Below are 14,811 nucleotides of genomic sequence, written 5' to 3' on the forward strand. Positions count from 1 at the left end.
ATACTTGAAAGCCATTTAAATGTCCCGCCCGCAGCTTCCCAGCATCTATCAGATCAACTCACCTGAGCGAATTGACAGCCCTTCGCTTATCGTCTTTCAAGAATTGCTCGACCAAAACTTGAACGCCATGATCGAAATGGCGCAGCAACCAGAGCGACTGAGGCCCCACTGCAAAACACATAAGATGAGCACCATCATCAAGAACGAGCTTCAGCGAGGCATTCGCAAACACAAAGCTGCGACTTTCGCCGAAGCCGAAATGCTCGCCATTGCCGGTGTGGAAGACGTCTTCCTCGCTTACAACCTGATCGGCCCTGCGATCGATCGTGCGATTGCTTTTCGAAAGAAATTCCCCAACGTTCGACTCAGTGTGACAGCCGACGATTTAACACAGATCGAAGCTCTCAGCCGAGCAATGGAAGCAGCTGGCACTTCGATTGATGTTGTTCTCGACATCAACCCCGGCCGCGATCGAACTGGTTTGCCGCTCGGAGAAAGTGCGAAAATCGCCTACGCCAAAATCTCAAAGGCTCCCGGACTCCGCGCAGCTGGGCTGCATCTTTACGATGGTCACCTCAAAATCTCCAATCTCGACGAACGGAAATCTGCTGTTAAGAATTACTGGCAATCAGTCAGCGAGTTCCGCGACAGCTTGCAGGCGGACGGTTTCCCCGTCGAGAAAGTCATCTGCGGTGGAACTCCCACATTCCCTGCTTATACTGAAATCGATGATGACTGCATCGAACTCAGCCCGGGAACCTGTGTCTATCATGATGCTGGATACGGTGAGAACTTTCCCGACCTCGACATGTTCACCCCCGCTGCTCTTGTCATGACCCGAGTCATCAGCCGCCCGACCGCGAATCGCATCACATTCGATCTCGGCACAAAGGCCATTGCTTCCGATCCGGCGATGGGTGAACGAGCCATTTTCCCAGCCATCCCCGACGGCGTTCAAGTCCTTCAAAACGAAGAGCACCTGGTGATCGAGACCGACTCCGCCGAGCAATGGAAAACCGGGGACTGGACCCTCGCCATCCCCCGCCACGTCTGCCCCACATCCGTCCTTTACCCAGCAGCCATCATCATTTCCAAAGGCGAACAAATCGACGAATGGCCAATCGAAGCCCGCGACCGCCGCCTCACCATTTAATCGCCATTGCTAACTTTTTCACTCTCAACTCCAGTTACGAAAGGCTAGGTGGCATTGCAGAATGAAATTGAATGCGGGATCGGATTTTCCGATTTCGATTGAGCGGCATTCCGTTCCGACTCTTAGGTTCTCGATGACGAGGTCAACTCAAGACTGTTCGACTGACCCGTGTCAACATGCCCACGCGAGCGAAGGCATGGCACCCGCGCTGGAACGACTCACAGCGATCAATGAATTTCGATGACATGAATGAATCGGTTGGAGAATGAAAGTTCGTCAGGCACAGCCTGACCTACGTCTACTCGAATTTCTGATTTGACCTGAGCAGCATACCCACACAAGCGAGGGTATGGCGCTCGTGCTGTCACGACTTCCACCGAAGTTGTGTCTCCCCCATTGAGAACCCACTGGCACCGCCGGCCAATTCAGCAGTGGCACCCGGGGTGTTGGAAAGACGCACAGACATAAATGAGATCGGTTGGGGAATGAATGGTCGTCAGGCACAGCCTGACCTACGTGACTGTGGACGACGTGGGTGCGTTTGGTTCTCGTAGCGGAAGCACGTTTCGTGGCCGTGGGCCGCTCGATTCTTCAGACTTGGACATCGCAATCAAGGATTTCAGCGGACTCAAAGGCAGCCGACACTACGACAAAGTGAAAGCAAAGCTGAAGTCTATCGCCGATGACTTTTACAACGAAACCGGCATCCGTGTGGAGCTTCATCTAAAGTCGGCTTACAATCCAATCGTTTGGAAAGAGAAAATTGGATTTTGAGGACTAGCAATGAGCAACGAATTGACAATCCAAGTTGACGGCCAACATGCTTCTCCAAGCGAAATTGTTCTGCATTTTCAGGCCGATCCGTTTCCAGGAGGACATCGATATGAAATGGTAATACCTCGAAAGGCCATAAGCGGCGAGCTATGGGAGTACACAAAGTTTGAAGATACCAAGAATCCTTCAGAGGATCAGGCACGGAATTGGTTTTATTGGATTCCAAGCCTTTTGCAGCGGCAGGATGAGGCGGCAAGAGCTAAATTCGTATTGAATAACGTCCAACATATCAGAGTTAGTCACGATGAAGTGTTGCTGTGCGGAGATTGCTCCCCATTCGTCACGACGGATTGAACGTCATCGTGCTGGTATCTACGCTTGGGCTGCCCCATTCCCGTGCGTGCGTGAGCGATTCGCCGTGTCATTTCGCGGGTGAACTTCGGTCAGGTTTGGTTAGCAAGGTAGGTCAGGCTGTGCCTGACGATGATAGATCGCTGATCTTTCTGTTGTTCTCTGACCATTTGAAACGAGGCTGAGCATTCGTTCGGTTGTGCTCGCGATCGGATTCTGTGTGTCGTAAACTGTCGTGACGGCGAATTATCGACGTGCTGATGTTCCGGGTGGGATGTTCTTCTTTACGGTCGTGACTGATCGTCGCCAACCGATCTTTCGTTGCCAATCGGCTCGGTCCCTGCTGGGCGATTGTCTGCGTCAATGTCGTACTAGATGGACTTTCGAGATCATGGCAATCGTGTTGCTGCCAGATCACCTGCATGCGATCTGGTCGCTTCCTAGTGGAGATTCGAACTATTCTGTCCGCTGGTCGTGGATCAAGAAGGAATTTTCAAAGCGGTGGCTCGGAGCGGGTCATCACGAATACGAGATTTCAGCAGCTCGCCGAAGAGAAGGTCGTCGCGGCGTGTGGCAACCAAGATTTTGGGAACACACAATCAAATCCGACGACGATTATGAGAGACATTTTGACTACATTCACTACAACCCGGTGAAACACGGATTCGTTCGCTGTCCACATGAATGGCCTCATTCGAGCTTTCATCGCTGGGTCAAACAAGGCGTTTACCCCTGGCACTGGGCGTGCTGGAACGACTCACAGCGATCAATGAATTTCGATGACATGAATGAATCGGTTGGAGAATGAAAGTTCGTCAGGCACAGCCTGACCTACGTCTACTGGAAACAAGACTGTACTTTCAGCCGCTGAGCAAGCGGCCAATCGTGGCGAGACAATTATTGCCTTCGGTCAACCCAGCCAAAGGCTTAATTCCAACAATCAGAATGTATTATCTGATCTTGATATCGTGACAGACTCTAAAATCTACGAAGTGAAGTCCTCAATTTCCACAAGTGCGGCAAATCGAGATACTTTGACTCGGCAGTTGGTAATGACATCAAGTTACGCAACTGCAACCGGGAAAAGTCCAGTATTGCTCGTACTCGACAGTGCAGAGACAACCGCTCGCCAATTCCTTGATGGCAATGGATTCGTCGAATTCGTCTTAGAGACCACAACTCCATAGTAACATTGTTTCACAACGTTCTGTCGATGTCTCTTGTGTCAGTGAATCTGTGCATTTTTAAAATTCAAGAAGTGTGATGTCTGATCCATTGTCTCTTACTGTGGTGTTTGATCACATGTTGACGCAAGAAGCTGCCGAACAGATTATTGACACTATAGTGAAAGCTTTGAATAGATCCTGGGGATTGGATGAATTCTCTGAAGAAACTCGGCGAAATCCACCACACCTTCTCGATAGCGAAGGAATTTCCCATCTGTTGCAGAAATTCAATGCGAACAGCAATGCTCGTATTTGTTTCGATGCAGGGTTTCGTGTTTCTCCAAGCACCGAGATTAACTATGTGTTTATGATAGGAGAAGAGTATGTTCCAGGGCGATTCTATTTTGACATCAGTGTTTTGACGCACAAGGCGACATATGAAGACTCTTGGCCGGAAAATGCGGCGATCCTGGTTGAAATGTTTGAGGAAGTGTGCGAGCTGTTCCCAGTCGTTGACAAAAACATGAATCAATACATTCTTGAATCCGCCGGAAAAGTGTGATCGTCCCATTGAATGAACATTTCTATATCAAAATCGTTTGGGATGTCGTACCTGACGTCATGAATGTGACGAAAGCAAGGTAGGTCAGGCTGTGCCTGACGATGATAGATCGCTGATCTTTCTGTTGTTCTCTGACCATTTGAAACGAGGCTGATCGTTGTGCTCGCGATCGGATTCTGTGTGTCGTAAACTGTCGTGATGGCGAATTATCGACGTGCTGATGTTCTGGGTGGGATGTTCTTTTTCACGGTCGTGACTGATCGTCGCCAACAGATCTCTCGTCACCAATCGGCCTGGGTGCCATGCCCACGCGAGCGAGGGCACCCAGGCTAACTTTTCCTCTCTCAACTCCACCTACGAAAGCGACTCTCACACGCACAATTCACCACACCTATCTCCCGAATATTATTCTGTGATGATTCCAAGAGGCATTACCATGGCAGACGTAGGTGGAAAATTGATCTTCCTTTCGTGGCTGCTTCTCGGCGTGTTCGCAGCTTACTCTTGCTTCTGCCGAGGTCAAAAACGCGGAAGAGTCCTTCTGGTACTTTGGCTAGCCGTTGGACTCATGGGAGTGTATGCCATCGTTGTTGGAGAAACGATTCGCGAACACCATCGACAACAACAGATGAGGCAGTCTTTTAAAAGGATCATGACTGAAGTGAGTAATCCAACTGACAGCCTACTTGACAAAGGGCTCTAACCATTGTCGAAACTATACATATCTGCTGTATGGAGGTGATTGTGGATCGCGGGGTCGATTTCGAAGTGCGAATTCAACGCAGGGCATTCGTCGGGACTTTTTTTGGGTTGCGTCGTCTTTTTAGTCCTGCTGTATGTGAATCGCGAAAACATGAGTTCGCTTGGCATGGATGAACAACTTCTGATCGCGTTGTTGCTGGGCATCGTAACATTGGGACTTGGTACGCTACTGCTCTTGAGGCCTGTTGTGATTTCACTCCGGGACGATATCGTCAGATTTCGAAAATCGCTATTGCATCCACGTTTTGTTGTGTGCTCATCGAAAGACATCGTCGGTGTTGAAGTCGATTGGCTGCAAAACACATCACGGTGCGATGTCATCTTAAGTACGGCGACGATCAAGCATCGAGTCTCAGTACTCTACGCTGAAATGAATCCGTACGAGATTAAAGACTTACTGATTCGCAACGGTGTCGGAGGTCTTAAGAAATGAGGTCGAGGAACTATCTGTCGAAGACTTAGCTGCGTGGTCTGGCCGACGTCGGCTGGGCGCCAAAGACACAAGATGTCTTTAACATGTGGCTAGGTGGCATTGCAGAAAGAACTTGGATACGGGGTCGGATGTTCCGATTTCGATTGAGCCGCATTCCGTTCCGACTCTTACGGTTCTCGAAGACGAGCTCAACTCAAGACTGTTCGACTGCCCCGTATCAACATGCCCACGCAAGCGAGGGCATGGCACCCGCGCCGTTGTCGGCCGGGCCATCCTGCGCGCTTACCCGGCGGGGCGAACCAATTTGAGAGGTCGTTGACGTTTCCTTACATAGCTGAGGAAGCTGAAACTTCCTAACCCGATCAATGCGAAAGACGATGGTTCCGGGACAACCTTGGATTGAAATCGATTGTTCACGATACCAGCATCAATGGAGTCAACCGAATAGACTTCTGATGCATTCGGTCCCTGAATCGTGAAAACGTCTCCAAATCTCGTCAGGTTGAACGTGCTGCCAAAGTCAATCGTCGAACGTGTCAGGTCATATCCTTGACTTGTCGTCAACGAAAAGAACATGGTGACGGGAACGTTGACCGGGACTTGGATCGCACCGGTTGAAACTGACTGGACGTTTCCACTCGCAGAAAAGCCACTAAGCATTCCATCGCGGAGCACAGGTGGATTGGATGGGTTAAGGCTTTCCGAATATGTTCCGCGTGAAAAAGTGAACTGGCTTCCAGCGTCGACTTGAATGCTTGAGGTGAGGGACTGTCCGGGATCGATCGTCCCACTCAAATCGAGATTCATAATAACGTCGACGGGCGAGCTGCCCGTTGAACTGAAAATTGTGTCAAATTGGAATTTTGCTGTCACCTCCTGCCGTTGAGGTGCGTAGAGCCCATTATTGTAAGTCTCCGCGTGGATTCCGATTGAACCCTGGTTGACATTCACTTGAACTTCGCCGTGGTTTCTTTCTCGAAAATCAGTGAAGCCCGCGAATTCATAGTTGATTGGAGTGCTTCTGGGGCCGATAACGTCGATCGGGCCAGTTGTTGCATAGGCATCAGAATTGTGGACCATCGAGTATTGGACACCCGCTTCGACATGGCGAGACAAGGTGGCGACGACGAATAAAGCAACTGCAGTTTTCATTTGAGCCCTCTTCGAGATTCTCTGAATTCGAGTTCAACTGAGAGAAACGTCCAGAGTGAATTGGTGGTGAGACACTTGCCCATTGTTTCAGGTCTCTTTCGAGAATAACGAGTGCTTCAGTGCTGCCGCATCAACGAAATCGAAATTTTATCCTTTCATGATCAGATTCATGAAATCCCGTTCGCTAGGTACCCCGGGCGAGATCGGCTGGGTTGCGTAGCAACAAGATGCTTCACCGTCCGGTTTCTAACCCTATCCGATGACGATATCATCATCCGTTTCCAGTCCCGGTGGCCATTTGAACGGAACAACAACTTTTCGTGGCTGTAAATACCTGCCGGGGCGCTATGCTGATCGGCACTCGACCTATCTCTTAACTGCCACATATTCCCACCCAATCCAAACAATACAATGACAGTCGGCCGCATATGATATCGTCGATCCGAAAGAATTGGTTCATGGCGATCTTTGTCAGCGGACTGGCTCTCTTCATGTGTGTATTGATCGCAGATTCTCTCGCGAAAGTTCGGCAATCGCTGCTTCTTAAACAGACTCACAATGACCTGAAGTGGATCGTGGCGGCGCTACACGACTACTACAAGGCTCACGGGAGCTTTCCGCCTGTGGTCGTGCGGGACGAAAATGGCTCTCCGATTCACTCTTGGCGTTCAATAATTCAGGACCACTTTAAGAACATCGTGGAGACCGATGATCGGTTTAACGCTTACGATTTGACTCAACCTTGGAACAGCCCAGTCAACGTAGAGTCAGGTTCTCAACATCGATTCGGGTCCCACCCTTATCGGATTCTGGCAGTCGTCGGACCGCATGCTGCCTGGAACCCTGTAGAAGAAAGATCGATTTCGGACTTCGCAGATGGAGCACACGAGACACTTTTACTGATCGCTGTCCGAAACTCTGATTGCGCCTGGCACGAACCTGTCGACGCCGTGGTCACGGATTCAGGCACTCTGGAGCTCAAGAACGAACAACTGGATCTCTCATCAGATGTGTTTCTCGTCATGGCAGATGGGAGTGTGCGTTATGCAGCAAACGGACTGCCTGCCGAAACACTCGCTACTCTTCTCACGATCGATGCTGGCGACACTGTTAACGATTGGTAGCTGAGAGAACGCATCCTAACGACATGAAGCGGGAAACAAATCGGCCAGGGTGCTCTGAAGAGAGCGTCAAGTTGGCAGTAACTTTCTTGAACACTGTTCGCGAAAGTTAATTCAGTCGAGAATTGTCGATTCAATAAGTCAGTTCCCAAGCCCCACCCCGCAAGCCTAAAAAACGAGCCATTGAGTCTGCCTCCTCCTCAGCAAGCAGACGAAACGCCTTCACCCGTGGTTTCTTCTCCGCGTATCCGAATTGGATTTTCAAGCATTGATCTTGAACTTTCGCATTCGCCCAACCAATTATCTTGTCACACCAAAGGACTGGCATCGCATAGTATCCTCTCTCTCTTTTTGCCTCCGGAACATAGGCTTCGAAACGATAATTCCATTCCCAAAGTTGCACAAAACGGTCTCGGTCACGCACCAGCGGGTCAAAGGGCGCGAGGAACCGGACACGCTCCGGCACCTCCGCCGACAACCAGTCGTTCCGTGTCCAAAGATACGTGACACCAGCCACTTCGACTTCCGCTAACTCTCCAGACTCAACCAAGGATTCAACAGCTGACCATCGGTCACCCCGGGTGGGCAATAGATGATTCTGGTGCCGTAACTCCGAGATCAAAAAACGTTTCGTGGTCGGGCCAAACACACGAGCCGTTGTGAGAGCAAGTTGGCGGTACCGCTTCTCGGGGGCCTTAATGGGTTCATTAGAATCCTCGGGGACCTGATAGACACGAATTCCTTTCTCGCGTCGGCTCACCCGCAAGTATCCATGATGATGAAGCTTCTCAAAATCCGCTTCGTTTCCTGAGAGCGACCGCCCCAGTAGTTCTTGACCGACTTTTGACCAAATCTTTCGACCAATTCACGAGGATGGACTTCACCCAGTTCAGCCACCGCTTCAAGGACCTCATGCTCTCGCTGTTCCAAATCAGCAAGCGGACGAAAACGAAGGTTTCGCCATACTTCTGGCGTCATAAATCCATAAGCGAAGAGGTAGCCTTCCTCGGCTTTCAGACGCGGAAACTTCTCCTCCAAGTCGCCCGCAAAATACCCGGCAACACGTTGCCGAAGGACCAGATCTTGCGCTCTGGCCGGTGACCGAATCGGATCTGCCTGCACAAACTGCATGCCTCTGATCGCTGCGGACAAGTTTGAGTAATCCGGAAAGATTCCAGCAACGATGCGTTTTCGAAATTCACTCAGCTTCAGTTGTTCAGTCATTCCCGAGTAGTAGCAGATCTTGCGATCCCTGTCTCTCCTTGGCCGGGTGCAATACCCTCGCTGAGGTAACGCATCCTAACAACATCAACCGGGAAGCAAATCGGCGGCGTCGGGGATTTGGCAAAGCAGCAGCCTCTTCGTTTGTACGGTCACAGGAAATTGCATTCTCTTTGATCTGACTTCAAACACTGATCGTTGTCAGTGACACCGTTCAGGAGTTCCCGATGCAAGACACTGAATCCCCTTACGACCCGTTCTTGCCGCTGCAATCGATTTCGCGACCGAAGTCGTCAGACGAAGAGTACGTCGCCAAGATTGCGAAGTCTCTTCAATTTTGGGACCGATGACGTTGGTGCGCAGTTTTGTTCTATGTTGCATTTCTCGGGGCTGTCATCTGGCTCGGATTTCAGGCTCTCGCTGTCGTGCGGTTCATTCACGACATGTTGGGCAACCCGAATCCAAATGCGTTGCCTGAAGAGATTGTCGCTGTTGGAGTCATTCTGGGCCTCAACGTCGGCTTCTTCTTTCACTCATCACTGATGGGGTTAGCCAGTGCACTCACTGGGTTTCGCAGCGAACGACTGCTTGTACAATACTTCAATCGACTTCAAACGAGTGCAGAAGATCCGAGCGATCAAGGCAGCTTCGCAAACGAAAGCTGCAGCGACACACGGTAGCAGACAATTCAGGAGTTTTCGTTGTTCTCAAACATCATGAACACCTTGATGATCGCCGCAACGACGAGCGATCGAATGAAGCAACTCGCACTTGCCGTGCTCTTCAGCCTCAGTTTTCCGCTCGTCAATGGCTCACTGTGCGCACAGGTCGAATCAAAATCGAACTTGGGTAAGCCGAATGTTCTCTTCATTGCCATCGACGACCTAAGAACGTCTCTCGGATGCTATGGCGATCCGCTGGCTCAGTCACTCAATATCGATCAGTTCGCCCAGACAGCCCGGCTATTCAATCGTGCCTATGTGCAACAAGCTGTGTGCGGGCCATCGCGAACCTCGCTTCTCACCGGATTATTGCCTGATCACACACAGGTCTGGCACAATCGCAATCTATTTCGGGAGACGCATCCCAATCACGTGACGCTTCCACAACTCTTTAAGCAGAACGGCTATCGGACGCTTGCCTTCGGAAAAATCTTCAGTGGCAACCAAAAAGAACTCGACCCGGTTTCATGGTCCGAACCTGAACTTCTGAATCAGAAGGGTTGGAAGAAACACTTACTGCCGGAGAACCAAAGCGGAGAAAAGAAACAAGCAGCTTATGAAGCCCCGGATGTCGCGGATGATGCTTACCCCGATGGCAAAATCGCAAATTTAGCTGTCGAGACGCTAGAGAATCTGAAACAAGCAGAGCAGCCATTCTTTCTGGCGGTGGGATTCTATAAGCCGCACCTGCCATTCAATGCCCCGAAGAAATACTGGGACCTGCACGAGGCCACGAATTTCGACCTTCCGGAAAGCGTTACTGAACCGACCAAGGCGTCGCCCGAACTCGCTTTGCACACCCACCGCGAACTCGGAGGCTACAAAGCGATCCCCAAAGACGAACAGCTCAATCGACAGCAGACACGACGACTGCGACATGGCTACTACGCATGCGTCAGCTACACTGATACTCAGGTCGGAAAAGTGTTGAAAGCTTTAGAGCGGCTCAAGCTGGACGAGAATACAATCGTTGTCATCTGGGGAGATCACGGATTCTCTCTTGGTGAAACGAATCGTTGGTGCAAGGCGACGAACTTTGAGCTCGACACACGCGTGCCGTTGCTCATCCGGGTTCCGAATCTCAATCAACCGGGAGTCGCCACGGACTCACTCGTGGAGACTGTCGATCTCTATCCCACGCTCGCTTCCATGGCGGGACTGACGACTCCGGAGAATCTCGATGGCCGCAGTTTCGTCCCGATCCTCGAAGACCCCAAAGCACCGGGACGAGATGTCGTGATGAGTCAATTCAATCGTCCCTGGGAGAGCACAACTCCTGAGGTGATGGGCTATTCGATTCGCACGAAGAACGCTCGCTACACCCGATGGATCAATTGGCAATCCCGGGAAACCGTCGCTGAAGAACTCTATGACTATTCTGCTCCCGATAGTGCCCAGATGCATGCAGGACTTTTGATCGAACGGCAAAACTTTTCAAGCAGCCAACCCCGACTGCTCAAGCAACTCAGCGATCAAATGGACGCAGTACTCGCATCCCGCCTGAAGCTGCAGAGCAACTGACGATTCGCTACCGATCGACTCCCCAAAATTCGCTCAGAATGCAGGGAAAATCGCGAGTCGAAAATTCTTTCAAAACTGTCGGGAATTTTCGGAACCTGCGAAACACGCGCGGGTTCAATAGCCGAATCCGAGGAGTATACTCCTCGCCCACCTTCCACCACTGAGGACTGAAAGAGAACTGCGCTAAGAACCGACTCGTCGCCAACAAATGCATTCCGACTGATGCGATGCCCGCTCGGGCCAACATGCTGCATAGCGAGGAAGGGTGTGAGAACTGCTGATGACATCGCGTTCAGAGAAGCCAGCCGGAACTGCCAAACTATCTCCATCAACAACAAATGAGACCGTGATTCGGTTCGGGTGGGATGCAAAGTCTGCCTTGAATTGATTTCGACGCTGCGCTGCCTGAAGGACCAGAATCAGTTCTGCCTGGCCGCGTGGAGGACATCGCTGCGCACGCATCTAAATTACTCGATATAAGCTGCGCACAACTGCCTGACTTTAGACGACAGTTTCCCTGAGAACCGTCTTCAACATTAGCGAATCCAAACTGGCGCGCAAGATTTTGAATAACCGATTTGTGTTAAAAGTGTTTCAATTTCCGCCGGCAATCTGCTGTGACAATTGAGTAACACTCTATTCGTCATCCTTTAAATCTTTCATCTTAATTTTGGACAGTGAGAGACGTACATGGTCAACAGAAAAATGCGTGGATTCACGCTCATCGAGCTTCTCGTCGTGATTGCGATCATCGCAATCTTAATCGCTTTGTTGCTGCCTGCCGTTCAACAGGCGCGCGAAGCTGCCCGGCGTACTCAGTGCAAGAACAATCTCAAACAGATTGGATTGGCTTTGCACAACTACAACGAAGTTTACAACACGTTCCCGCTCGTTCACTTCCGTTCGACTCAGAGCAGCGCTCCGATGACAGCTCTGGCAAACATCAACAATGTCGAATGCTGGGGATGGAACATCATGATCCTCCCTTACATCGAGCAGACCGGTATCTACAATCAGCTCGATCCGGGGACTTATCGCCTGTACGATGTTTTCGCACTTCAGAATCCAGCACTCTCAACGAGGGAACTCGTGAGCAAAGCTCTGACCACAACAATCCCCGCGTTTCTTTGCCCTTCGGATTCCAATTCCGGCGTCGTCGAAACAGATCGTCACTACGGTGATGGAGTGGGAGCACAAGCAGGCGGATTCGACAACACGATGCGACCAGCAGTCTCGAACTACGTCGCCAATCGCGGTGTTCGTAACAACCCTCAGCTGACTCTCGACAGCTACGGAGCAATGAGCGAAACCGTCCCGACCCGGATGCGAGATTTCACAGACGGCACCTCGAACACCATCATGGTGGGAGAGCGCGAAACCCCAATCGCTCGCGCTGGCTCGTGGGTAGGCGTTCGTAACCCGAACGGAAACGGTGTTCGCGGGATGTCCACCGTCTCAGCACACACACAAGTCGCTCAGAACATGTCGACGACGATCCGCCCATGGAACGACACAAAGGGTGTCGGCCAAGGATTCTCTAGCGCACACGTGGGCATCGCCCAATACGTCCTCGCCGACGGATCAGTTCGCACGATCAGCGACAACATTGATTACGTCGACGTTGGCCCTGCCGGGTTCAACATCTGGGACGCTTTCAGCCCAGGTGACCCTAACTACTCTTACTACGGGACATTTAACAAGCTGGCACGTCGAAACGACGGATTCCCAATCGGCGAATTCTAAGCCACTTGTAAACTTCTGTAAGTGTTCTTAAACAGCCTTCGAACCCAGCATCACACTTGCTGGGTTCGTGGTGTTTTCTACCGACCTTTTCTATCTACACCATTCGAGATTGCAATGAATATGATTTCAAAGAGTGCAACAGCGGGCATTCTTTTGTTGGCACTAAGTCTTACTGGATGCGGCAAGTCAGACCTTCCCGATATCGGAAGAGTCAGCGGAACGGTCACGCAAGATGGGAAGCCAGTGGCCGATGCGGTTCTCACCTTCCAACCAGAAGGAGCACGTCCATCATACGCTCGCACAGACGAAGACGGATACTACGAAGTGGAATACACCAAGGGTGTGCTGGGAGCGACTATCGGAAATCACCGCGTGTCGATCAGCAAGTTGCAAAGCAGCGGTGAACAGGGAGGCTATGGCGCCGGTGCTTCAAAAGAAACCCTGCCAGCCAAGTACAACCTTCGAACCACTCTCAGCTACGACGTAAAACCAGGCAAGAATAAAGCCGACTTTAACCTGGATTCAGAAGGCGAAGTCATCCAGGTCCGCAACTAGCAGGCCCACGCGTCTCGCTGTGACAGTTTGAATTGAACAATCACCCAATGCCGTGCATCCAAAAGCCATGGCATTGGGTGAAACTGCATCTGGTGGCAACTTCTGAGCTGAAGATCAACCCCGATTCGACCATTGTTGCACAGCTCATCCGCCGACCAATCCACGGCCCTCAGCACGAAGAGCTATCAACATCAAACTTCCGACGGCAATGGATTTATAGCCTCAGTCGACATGAGGATAAAACTTGCATAATGGGTCCCCGACCTGGACAGTGTCGCCCACTTTCACAATCCATTCCGAAAGAACTCCAGACTTCTCAACCGGAAGCTCAATGATGCACTCTTCATTTTCCAGTTCAAGAAGCGTCGTTATTCCGCGAGTCAGCCAATCTCCAGACTGTACAGGTTGATGCCGCACCTCGATCGGTGATCCAACACTCATTTCAGGCATGTGGAACACGACGGTTTCATCCCGCAGCGGCTTTCTTTCGACAAAGAATGACCAGCTGTATTCCCCTGACTTTAACCGTTTCAGTGATTTCGTTGGATCTCCCCACTTGTAACTTTCAATTCTTTCGACCAGATCGTCGAACACCGTTTCGTCTCCAAGCTGTGCGCGCACCATCCATGCAGGTCGAGCAAGCCGGTAGTCTTGAACATTCCTTAGAGTTTTCAGGAATAACTGGATGACATCCTCGTCGATTTATTCACGTTGAACTTCTTCGTGTCTCAGAAAAGAACTGAAATCAAACAAGAGGCGGAATTGAGCAGCTATTGAAACCTTGGTAAATAGATGATGAGCTGCCAGCAACGTTCGCCGGACTTCCGCCTGTCGATAGAACAACTCGGCCACTGCACAACTTCGCCAGAATTTATGAATTGTTTCGTCCGCAGCGACCTGAAAGAGCCTTTCGTTGGTGACGTCAGAAGGCGGTTGCTCAAGTTTAGCCATTGCTAAGGCTGCCCAGGCATCGTCTGGATAGAACCTCCAATCCAATGGAACCTGAATGAAAGAACTTTCAGGAAGTTCATCCGGAGGATACATGAGTCACCTCAGGACACTTAACGCACAACCACTGTTTGCATGTCACGTCTTAAGCATCCTTAACTTGATGAATTGGTGTGATGATGAAGCAATTACAGGAGAAATTCCTTGCACTCATTCAATTCCTCCTGCTTCCTCTTGCCTCCCTTATCTTATCACTCCTAGCATGTCGGGACTACCTATGGCATTACTAACAAGTTCGAAGAGGTGTGAATCTCAGTGAACTGAATGTATCACCCATCCACTGGGTTGTCTGGCTTTTCGGAGTCACCGCATTCCCCACTGTCCTGTGTCTCTACGGCTTAGCAATTCGAAGAACGCGCATCAAAAATGGTCTCCTTGACGGAGACGAGCAAAGGTGCTTCATCATCACAAATATTTGCACCGGAGTGATGATTCTCGGAATCGTCACGATGGCACCTTTCTTCTTCCCCTTCTAGGAGATCAACAGAACAGCGTCGGCTAGTACGGGTACTCTTGAGCAAGACTAGAGCGCGTTTCGAACCACTTGAGGCATAGTAGCAGACAAGC

General features: G+C 50.8%; 16 protein-coding genes and 1 pseudogene. 13 read left to right on the forward strand and 4 right to left on the reverse strand.

Annotated elements, in window-relative coordinates:
* The first annotated feature begins 19 nt into the window (after nt 1-19).
* The 7 genes from AB1L42_RS16025 to AB1L42_RS16055 all read left to right on the forward strand — a co-directional run bounded on the left by AB1L42_RS16025 (nt 20) and on the right by AB1L42_RS16055 (nt 5,201).
* Nucleotides 20-1,153, forward strand: a complete 1,134-nt coding sequence (locus AB1L42_RS16025) for a D-TA family PLP-dependent enzyme (protein WP_367057868.1) — start codon at nt 20-22, stop codon at nt 1,151-1,153.
* 489 nt (nt 1,154-1,642) lie between these two features.
* Nucleotides 1,643-1,927: a hypothetical protein gene (locus AB1L42_RS16030; RefSeq protein WP_367057871.1), complete on the forward strand. Its 285-nt coding sequence runs from the start codon at nt 1,643-1,645 to the stop codon at nt 1,925-1,927.
* Nucleotides 1,928-1,936: 9 nt separating this feature from the next.
* Nucleotides 1,937-2,281: a hypothetical protein gene (locus AB1L42_RS16035; RefSeq protein WP_367057874.1), complete on the forward strand. Its 345-nt coding sequence runs from the start codon at nt 1,937-1,939 to the stop codon at nt 2,279-2,281.
* Nucleotides 2,282-2,552: 271 nt separating this feature from the next.
* Nucleotides 2,553-3,086 carry a transposase gene (locus AB1L42_RS16040; protein WP_367057929.1) on the forward strand — a complete coding sequence of 178 codons (534 nt, stop codon included), beginning with the start codon at nt 2,553-2,555 and terminating at the stop codon, nt 3,084-3,086.
* 455 nt (nt 3,087-3,541) lie between these two features.
* Nucleotides 3,542-4,006 carry a hypothetical protein gene (locus AB1L42_RS16045; protein ID WP_367057877.1) on the forward strand — a complete coding sequence of 155 codons (465 nt, stop codon included), beginning with the start codon at nt 3,542-3,544 and terminating at the stop codon, nt 4,004-4,006.
* Nucleotides 4,007-4,442: 436 nt separating this feature from the next.
* Complete coding sequence (locus AB1L42_RS16050; RefSeq protein ID WP_367057880.1) at nt 4,443-4,709, forward strand: hypothetical protein; 267 nt, start codon at nt 4,443-4,445, stop codon at nt 4,707-4,709.
* Between the two features lie 165 nt (nt 4,710-4,874).
* The gene (locus AB1L42_RS16055) at nt 4,875-5,201 is read left to right on the forward strand and encodes a hypothetical protein (protein WP_367057883.1); all 327 of its coding nucleotides are present in this window, start codon (nt 4,875-4,877) and stop codon (nt 5,199-5,201) included.
* A 282-nt stretch (nt 5,202-5,483) separates the two neighbouring features.
* Here AB1L42_RS16055 and AB1L42_RS16060 read toward each other — a convergent pair whose 3' ends face one another.
* Complete coding sequence (locus AB1L42_RS16060; protein WP_367057886.1) at nt 5,484-6,353, reverse strand: PEP-CTERM sorting domain-containing protein; 870 nt, start codon at nt 6,351-6,353, stop codon at nt 5,484-5,486.
* 458 nt (nt 6,354-6,811) lie between these two features.
* Here AB1L42_RS16060 and AB1L42_RS16065 point away from each other — a divergent pair, with 458 nt between their 5' ends.
* Nucleotides 6,812-7,477 carry a hypothetical protein gene (locus tag AB1L42_RS16065; RefSeq protein WP_367057889.1) on the forward strand — a complete coding sequence of 222 codons (666 nt, stop codon included), beginning with the start codon at nt 6,812-6,814 and terminating at the stop codon, nt 7,475-7,477.
* A gap of 130 nt (nt 7,478-7,607) precedes the next feature.
* Here the strand turns inward: AB1L42_RS16065 and AB1L42_RS16070 are convergent.
* Nucleotides 7,608-8,698: pseudogene (locus tag AB1L42_RS16070) on the reverse strand (crosslink repair DNA glycosylase YcaQ family protein).
* A 224-nt stretch (nt 8,699-8,922) separates the two neighbouring features.
* On the opposite strand from AB1L42_RS16070, the gene AB1L42_RS16075 reads away from it, so the two are divergent.
* From AB1L42_RS16075 to AB1L42_RS16095, 5 genes are all read left to right on the forward strand, one after another.
* The gene (locus AB1L42_RS16075; protein WP_367057892.1) at nt 8,923-9,045 is read left to right on the forward strand and encodes a hypothetical protein; all 123 of its coding nucleotides are present in this window, start codon (nt 8,923-8,925) and stop codon (nt 9,043-9,045) included.
* Nucleotides 9,046-9,060: 15 nt separating this feature from the next.
* Nucleotides 9,061-9,375 carry a hypothetical protein gene (locus AB1L42_RS16080; protein WP_367057895.1) on the forward strand — a complete coding sequence of 105 codons (315 nt, stop codon included), beginning with the start codon at nt 9,061-9,063 and terminating at the stop codon, nt 9,373-9,375.
* Nucleotides 9,376-9,450: 75 nt separating this feature from the next.
* Nucleotides 9,451-10,938: a sulfatase gene (locus AB1L42_RS16085; protein WP_367057898.1), complete on the forward strand. Its 1,488-nt coding sequence runs from the start codon at nt 9,451-9,453 to the stop codon at nt 10,936-10,938.
* A gap of 690 nt (nt 10,939-11,628) precedes the next feature.
* Nucleotides 11,629-12,681: a DUF1559 domain-containing protein gene (locus AB1L42_RS16090; protein ID WP_367057901.1), complete on the forward strand. Its 1,053-nt coding sequence runs from the start codon at nt 11,629-11,631 to the stop codon at nt 12,679-12,681.
* Between the two features lie 114 nt (nt 12,682-12,795).
* Nucleotides 12,796-13,236: a hypothetical protein gene (locus AB1L42_RS16095; RefSeq protein WP_367057904.1), complete on the forward strand. Its 441-nt coding sequence runs from the start codon at nt 12,796-12,798 to the stop codon at nt 13,234-13,236.
* 222 nt (nt 13,237-13,458) lie between these two features.
* Here AB1L42_RS16095 and AB1L42_RS16100 read toward each other — a convergent pair whose 3' ends face one another.
* Both AB1L42_RS16100 and AB1L42_RS16105 read right to left on the reverse strand, forming a co-directional pair.
* Nucleotides 13,459-13,860, reverse strand: a complete 402-nt coding sequence (locus AB1L42_RS16100) for a biotin/lipoyl-containing protein (protein ID WP_367057907.1) — start codon at nt 13,858-13,860, stop codon at nt 13,459-13,461.
* Between the two features lie 78 nt (nt 13,861-13,938).
* A complete protein-coding gene (locus AB1L42_RS16105) occupies nt 13,939-14,280 on the reverse strand; it encodes a hypothetical protein (RefSeq protein WP_367057910.1) in 342 nt (113 codons plus the stop codon).
* Nucleotides 14,281-14,811: the final 531 nt, after the last annotated feature.

The organism is Thalassoglobus sp. JC818 (assembly GCF_040717535.1).
Taxonomy (GTDB): Bacteria; Planctomycetota; Planctomycetia; order Planctomycetales; family Planctomycetaceae; genus Thalassoglobus.

What these genes read in the sequence shown, in the direction of transcription:
- AB1L42_RS16075 (WP_367057892.1), top strand. Translation starts at nt 8,923, where the DNA reads ATGCAAGACACTGAATCCCCTTACGACCCGTTCTTGCCGCTGCAATCG.
- AB1L42_RS16045 (WP_367057877.1), top strand. Translation starts at nt 3,542, where the DNA reads ATGTCTGATCCATTGTCTCTTACTGTGGTGTTTGATCACATGTTGACG.
- AB1L42_RS16025 (WP_367057868.1), top strand. Translation starts at nt 20, where the DNA reads ATGTCCCGCCCGCAGCTTCCCAGCATCTATCAGATCAACTCACCTGAG.
- AB1L42_RS16065 (WP_367057889.1), top strand. Translation starts at nt 6,812, where the DNA reads ATGGCGATCTTTGTCAGCGGACTGGCTCTCTTCATGTGTGTATTGATC.
- AB1L42_RS16040 (WP_367057929.1), top strand. Translation starts at nt 2,553, where the DNA reads ATGTTCTTCTTTACGGTCGTGACTGATCGTCGCCAACCGATCTTTCGT.
- AB1L42_RS16085 (WP_367057898.1), top strand. Translation starts at nt 9,451, where the DNA reads ATGAAGCAACTCGCACTTGCCGTGCTCTTCAGCCTCAGTTTTCCGCTC.
- AB1L42_RS16060 (WP_367057886.1), bottom strand. Translation starts at nt 6,353, where the DNA reads ATGAAAACTGCAGTTGCTTTATTCGTCGTCGCCACCTTGTCTCGCCAT.
- AB1L42_RS16105 (WP_367057910.1), bottom strand. Translation starts at nt 14,280, where the DNA reads ATGTATCCTCCGGATGAACTTCCTGAAAGTTCTTTCATTCAGGTTCCA.
- AB1L42_RS16050 (WP_367057880.1), top strand. Translation starts at nt 4,443, where the DNA reads ATGGCAGACGTAGGTGGAAAATTGATCTTCCTTTCGTGGCTGCTTCTC.
- AB1L42_RS16100 (WP_367057907.1), bottom strand. Translation starts at nt 13,860, where the DNA reads ATGGTGCGCGCACAGCTTGGAGACGAAACGGTGTTCGACGATCTGGTC.
- AB1L42_RS16030 (WP_367057871.1), top strand. Translation starts at nt 1,643, where the DNA reads ATGGTCGTCAGGCACAGCCTGACCTACGTGACTGTGGACGACGTGGGT.
- AB1L42_RS16095 (WP_367057904.1), top strand. Translation starts at nt 12,796, where the DNA reads ATGAATATGATTTCAAAGAGTGCAACAGCGGGCATTCTTTTGTTGGCA.
- AB1L42_RS16035 (WP_367057874.1), top strand. Translation starts at nt 1,937, where the DNA reads ATGAGCAACGAATTGACAATCCAAGTTGACGGCCAACATGCTTCTCCA.
- AB1L42_RS16090 (WP_367057901.1), top strand. Translation starts at nt 11,629, where the DNA reads ATGGTCAACAGAAAAATGCGTGGATTCACGCTCATCGAGCTTCTCGTC.
- AB1L42_RS16055 (WP_367057883.1), top strand. Translation starts at nt 4,875, where the DNA reads ATGGATGAACAACTTCTGATCGCGTTGTTGCTGGGCATCGTAACATTG.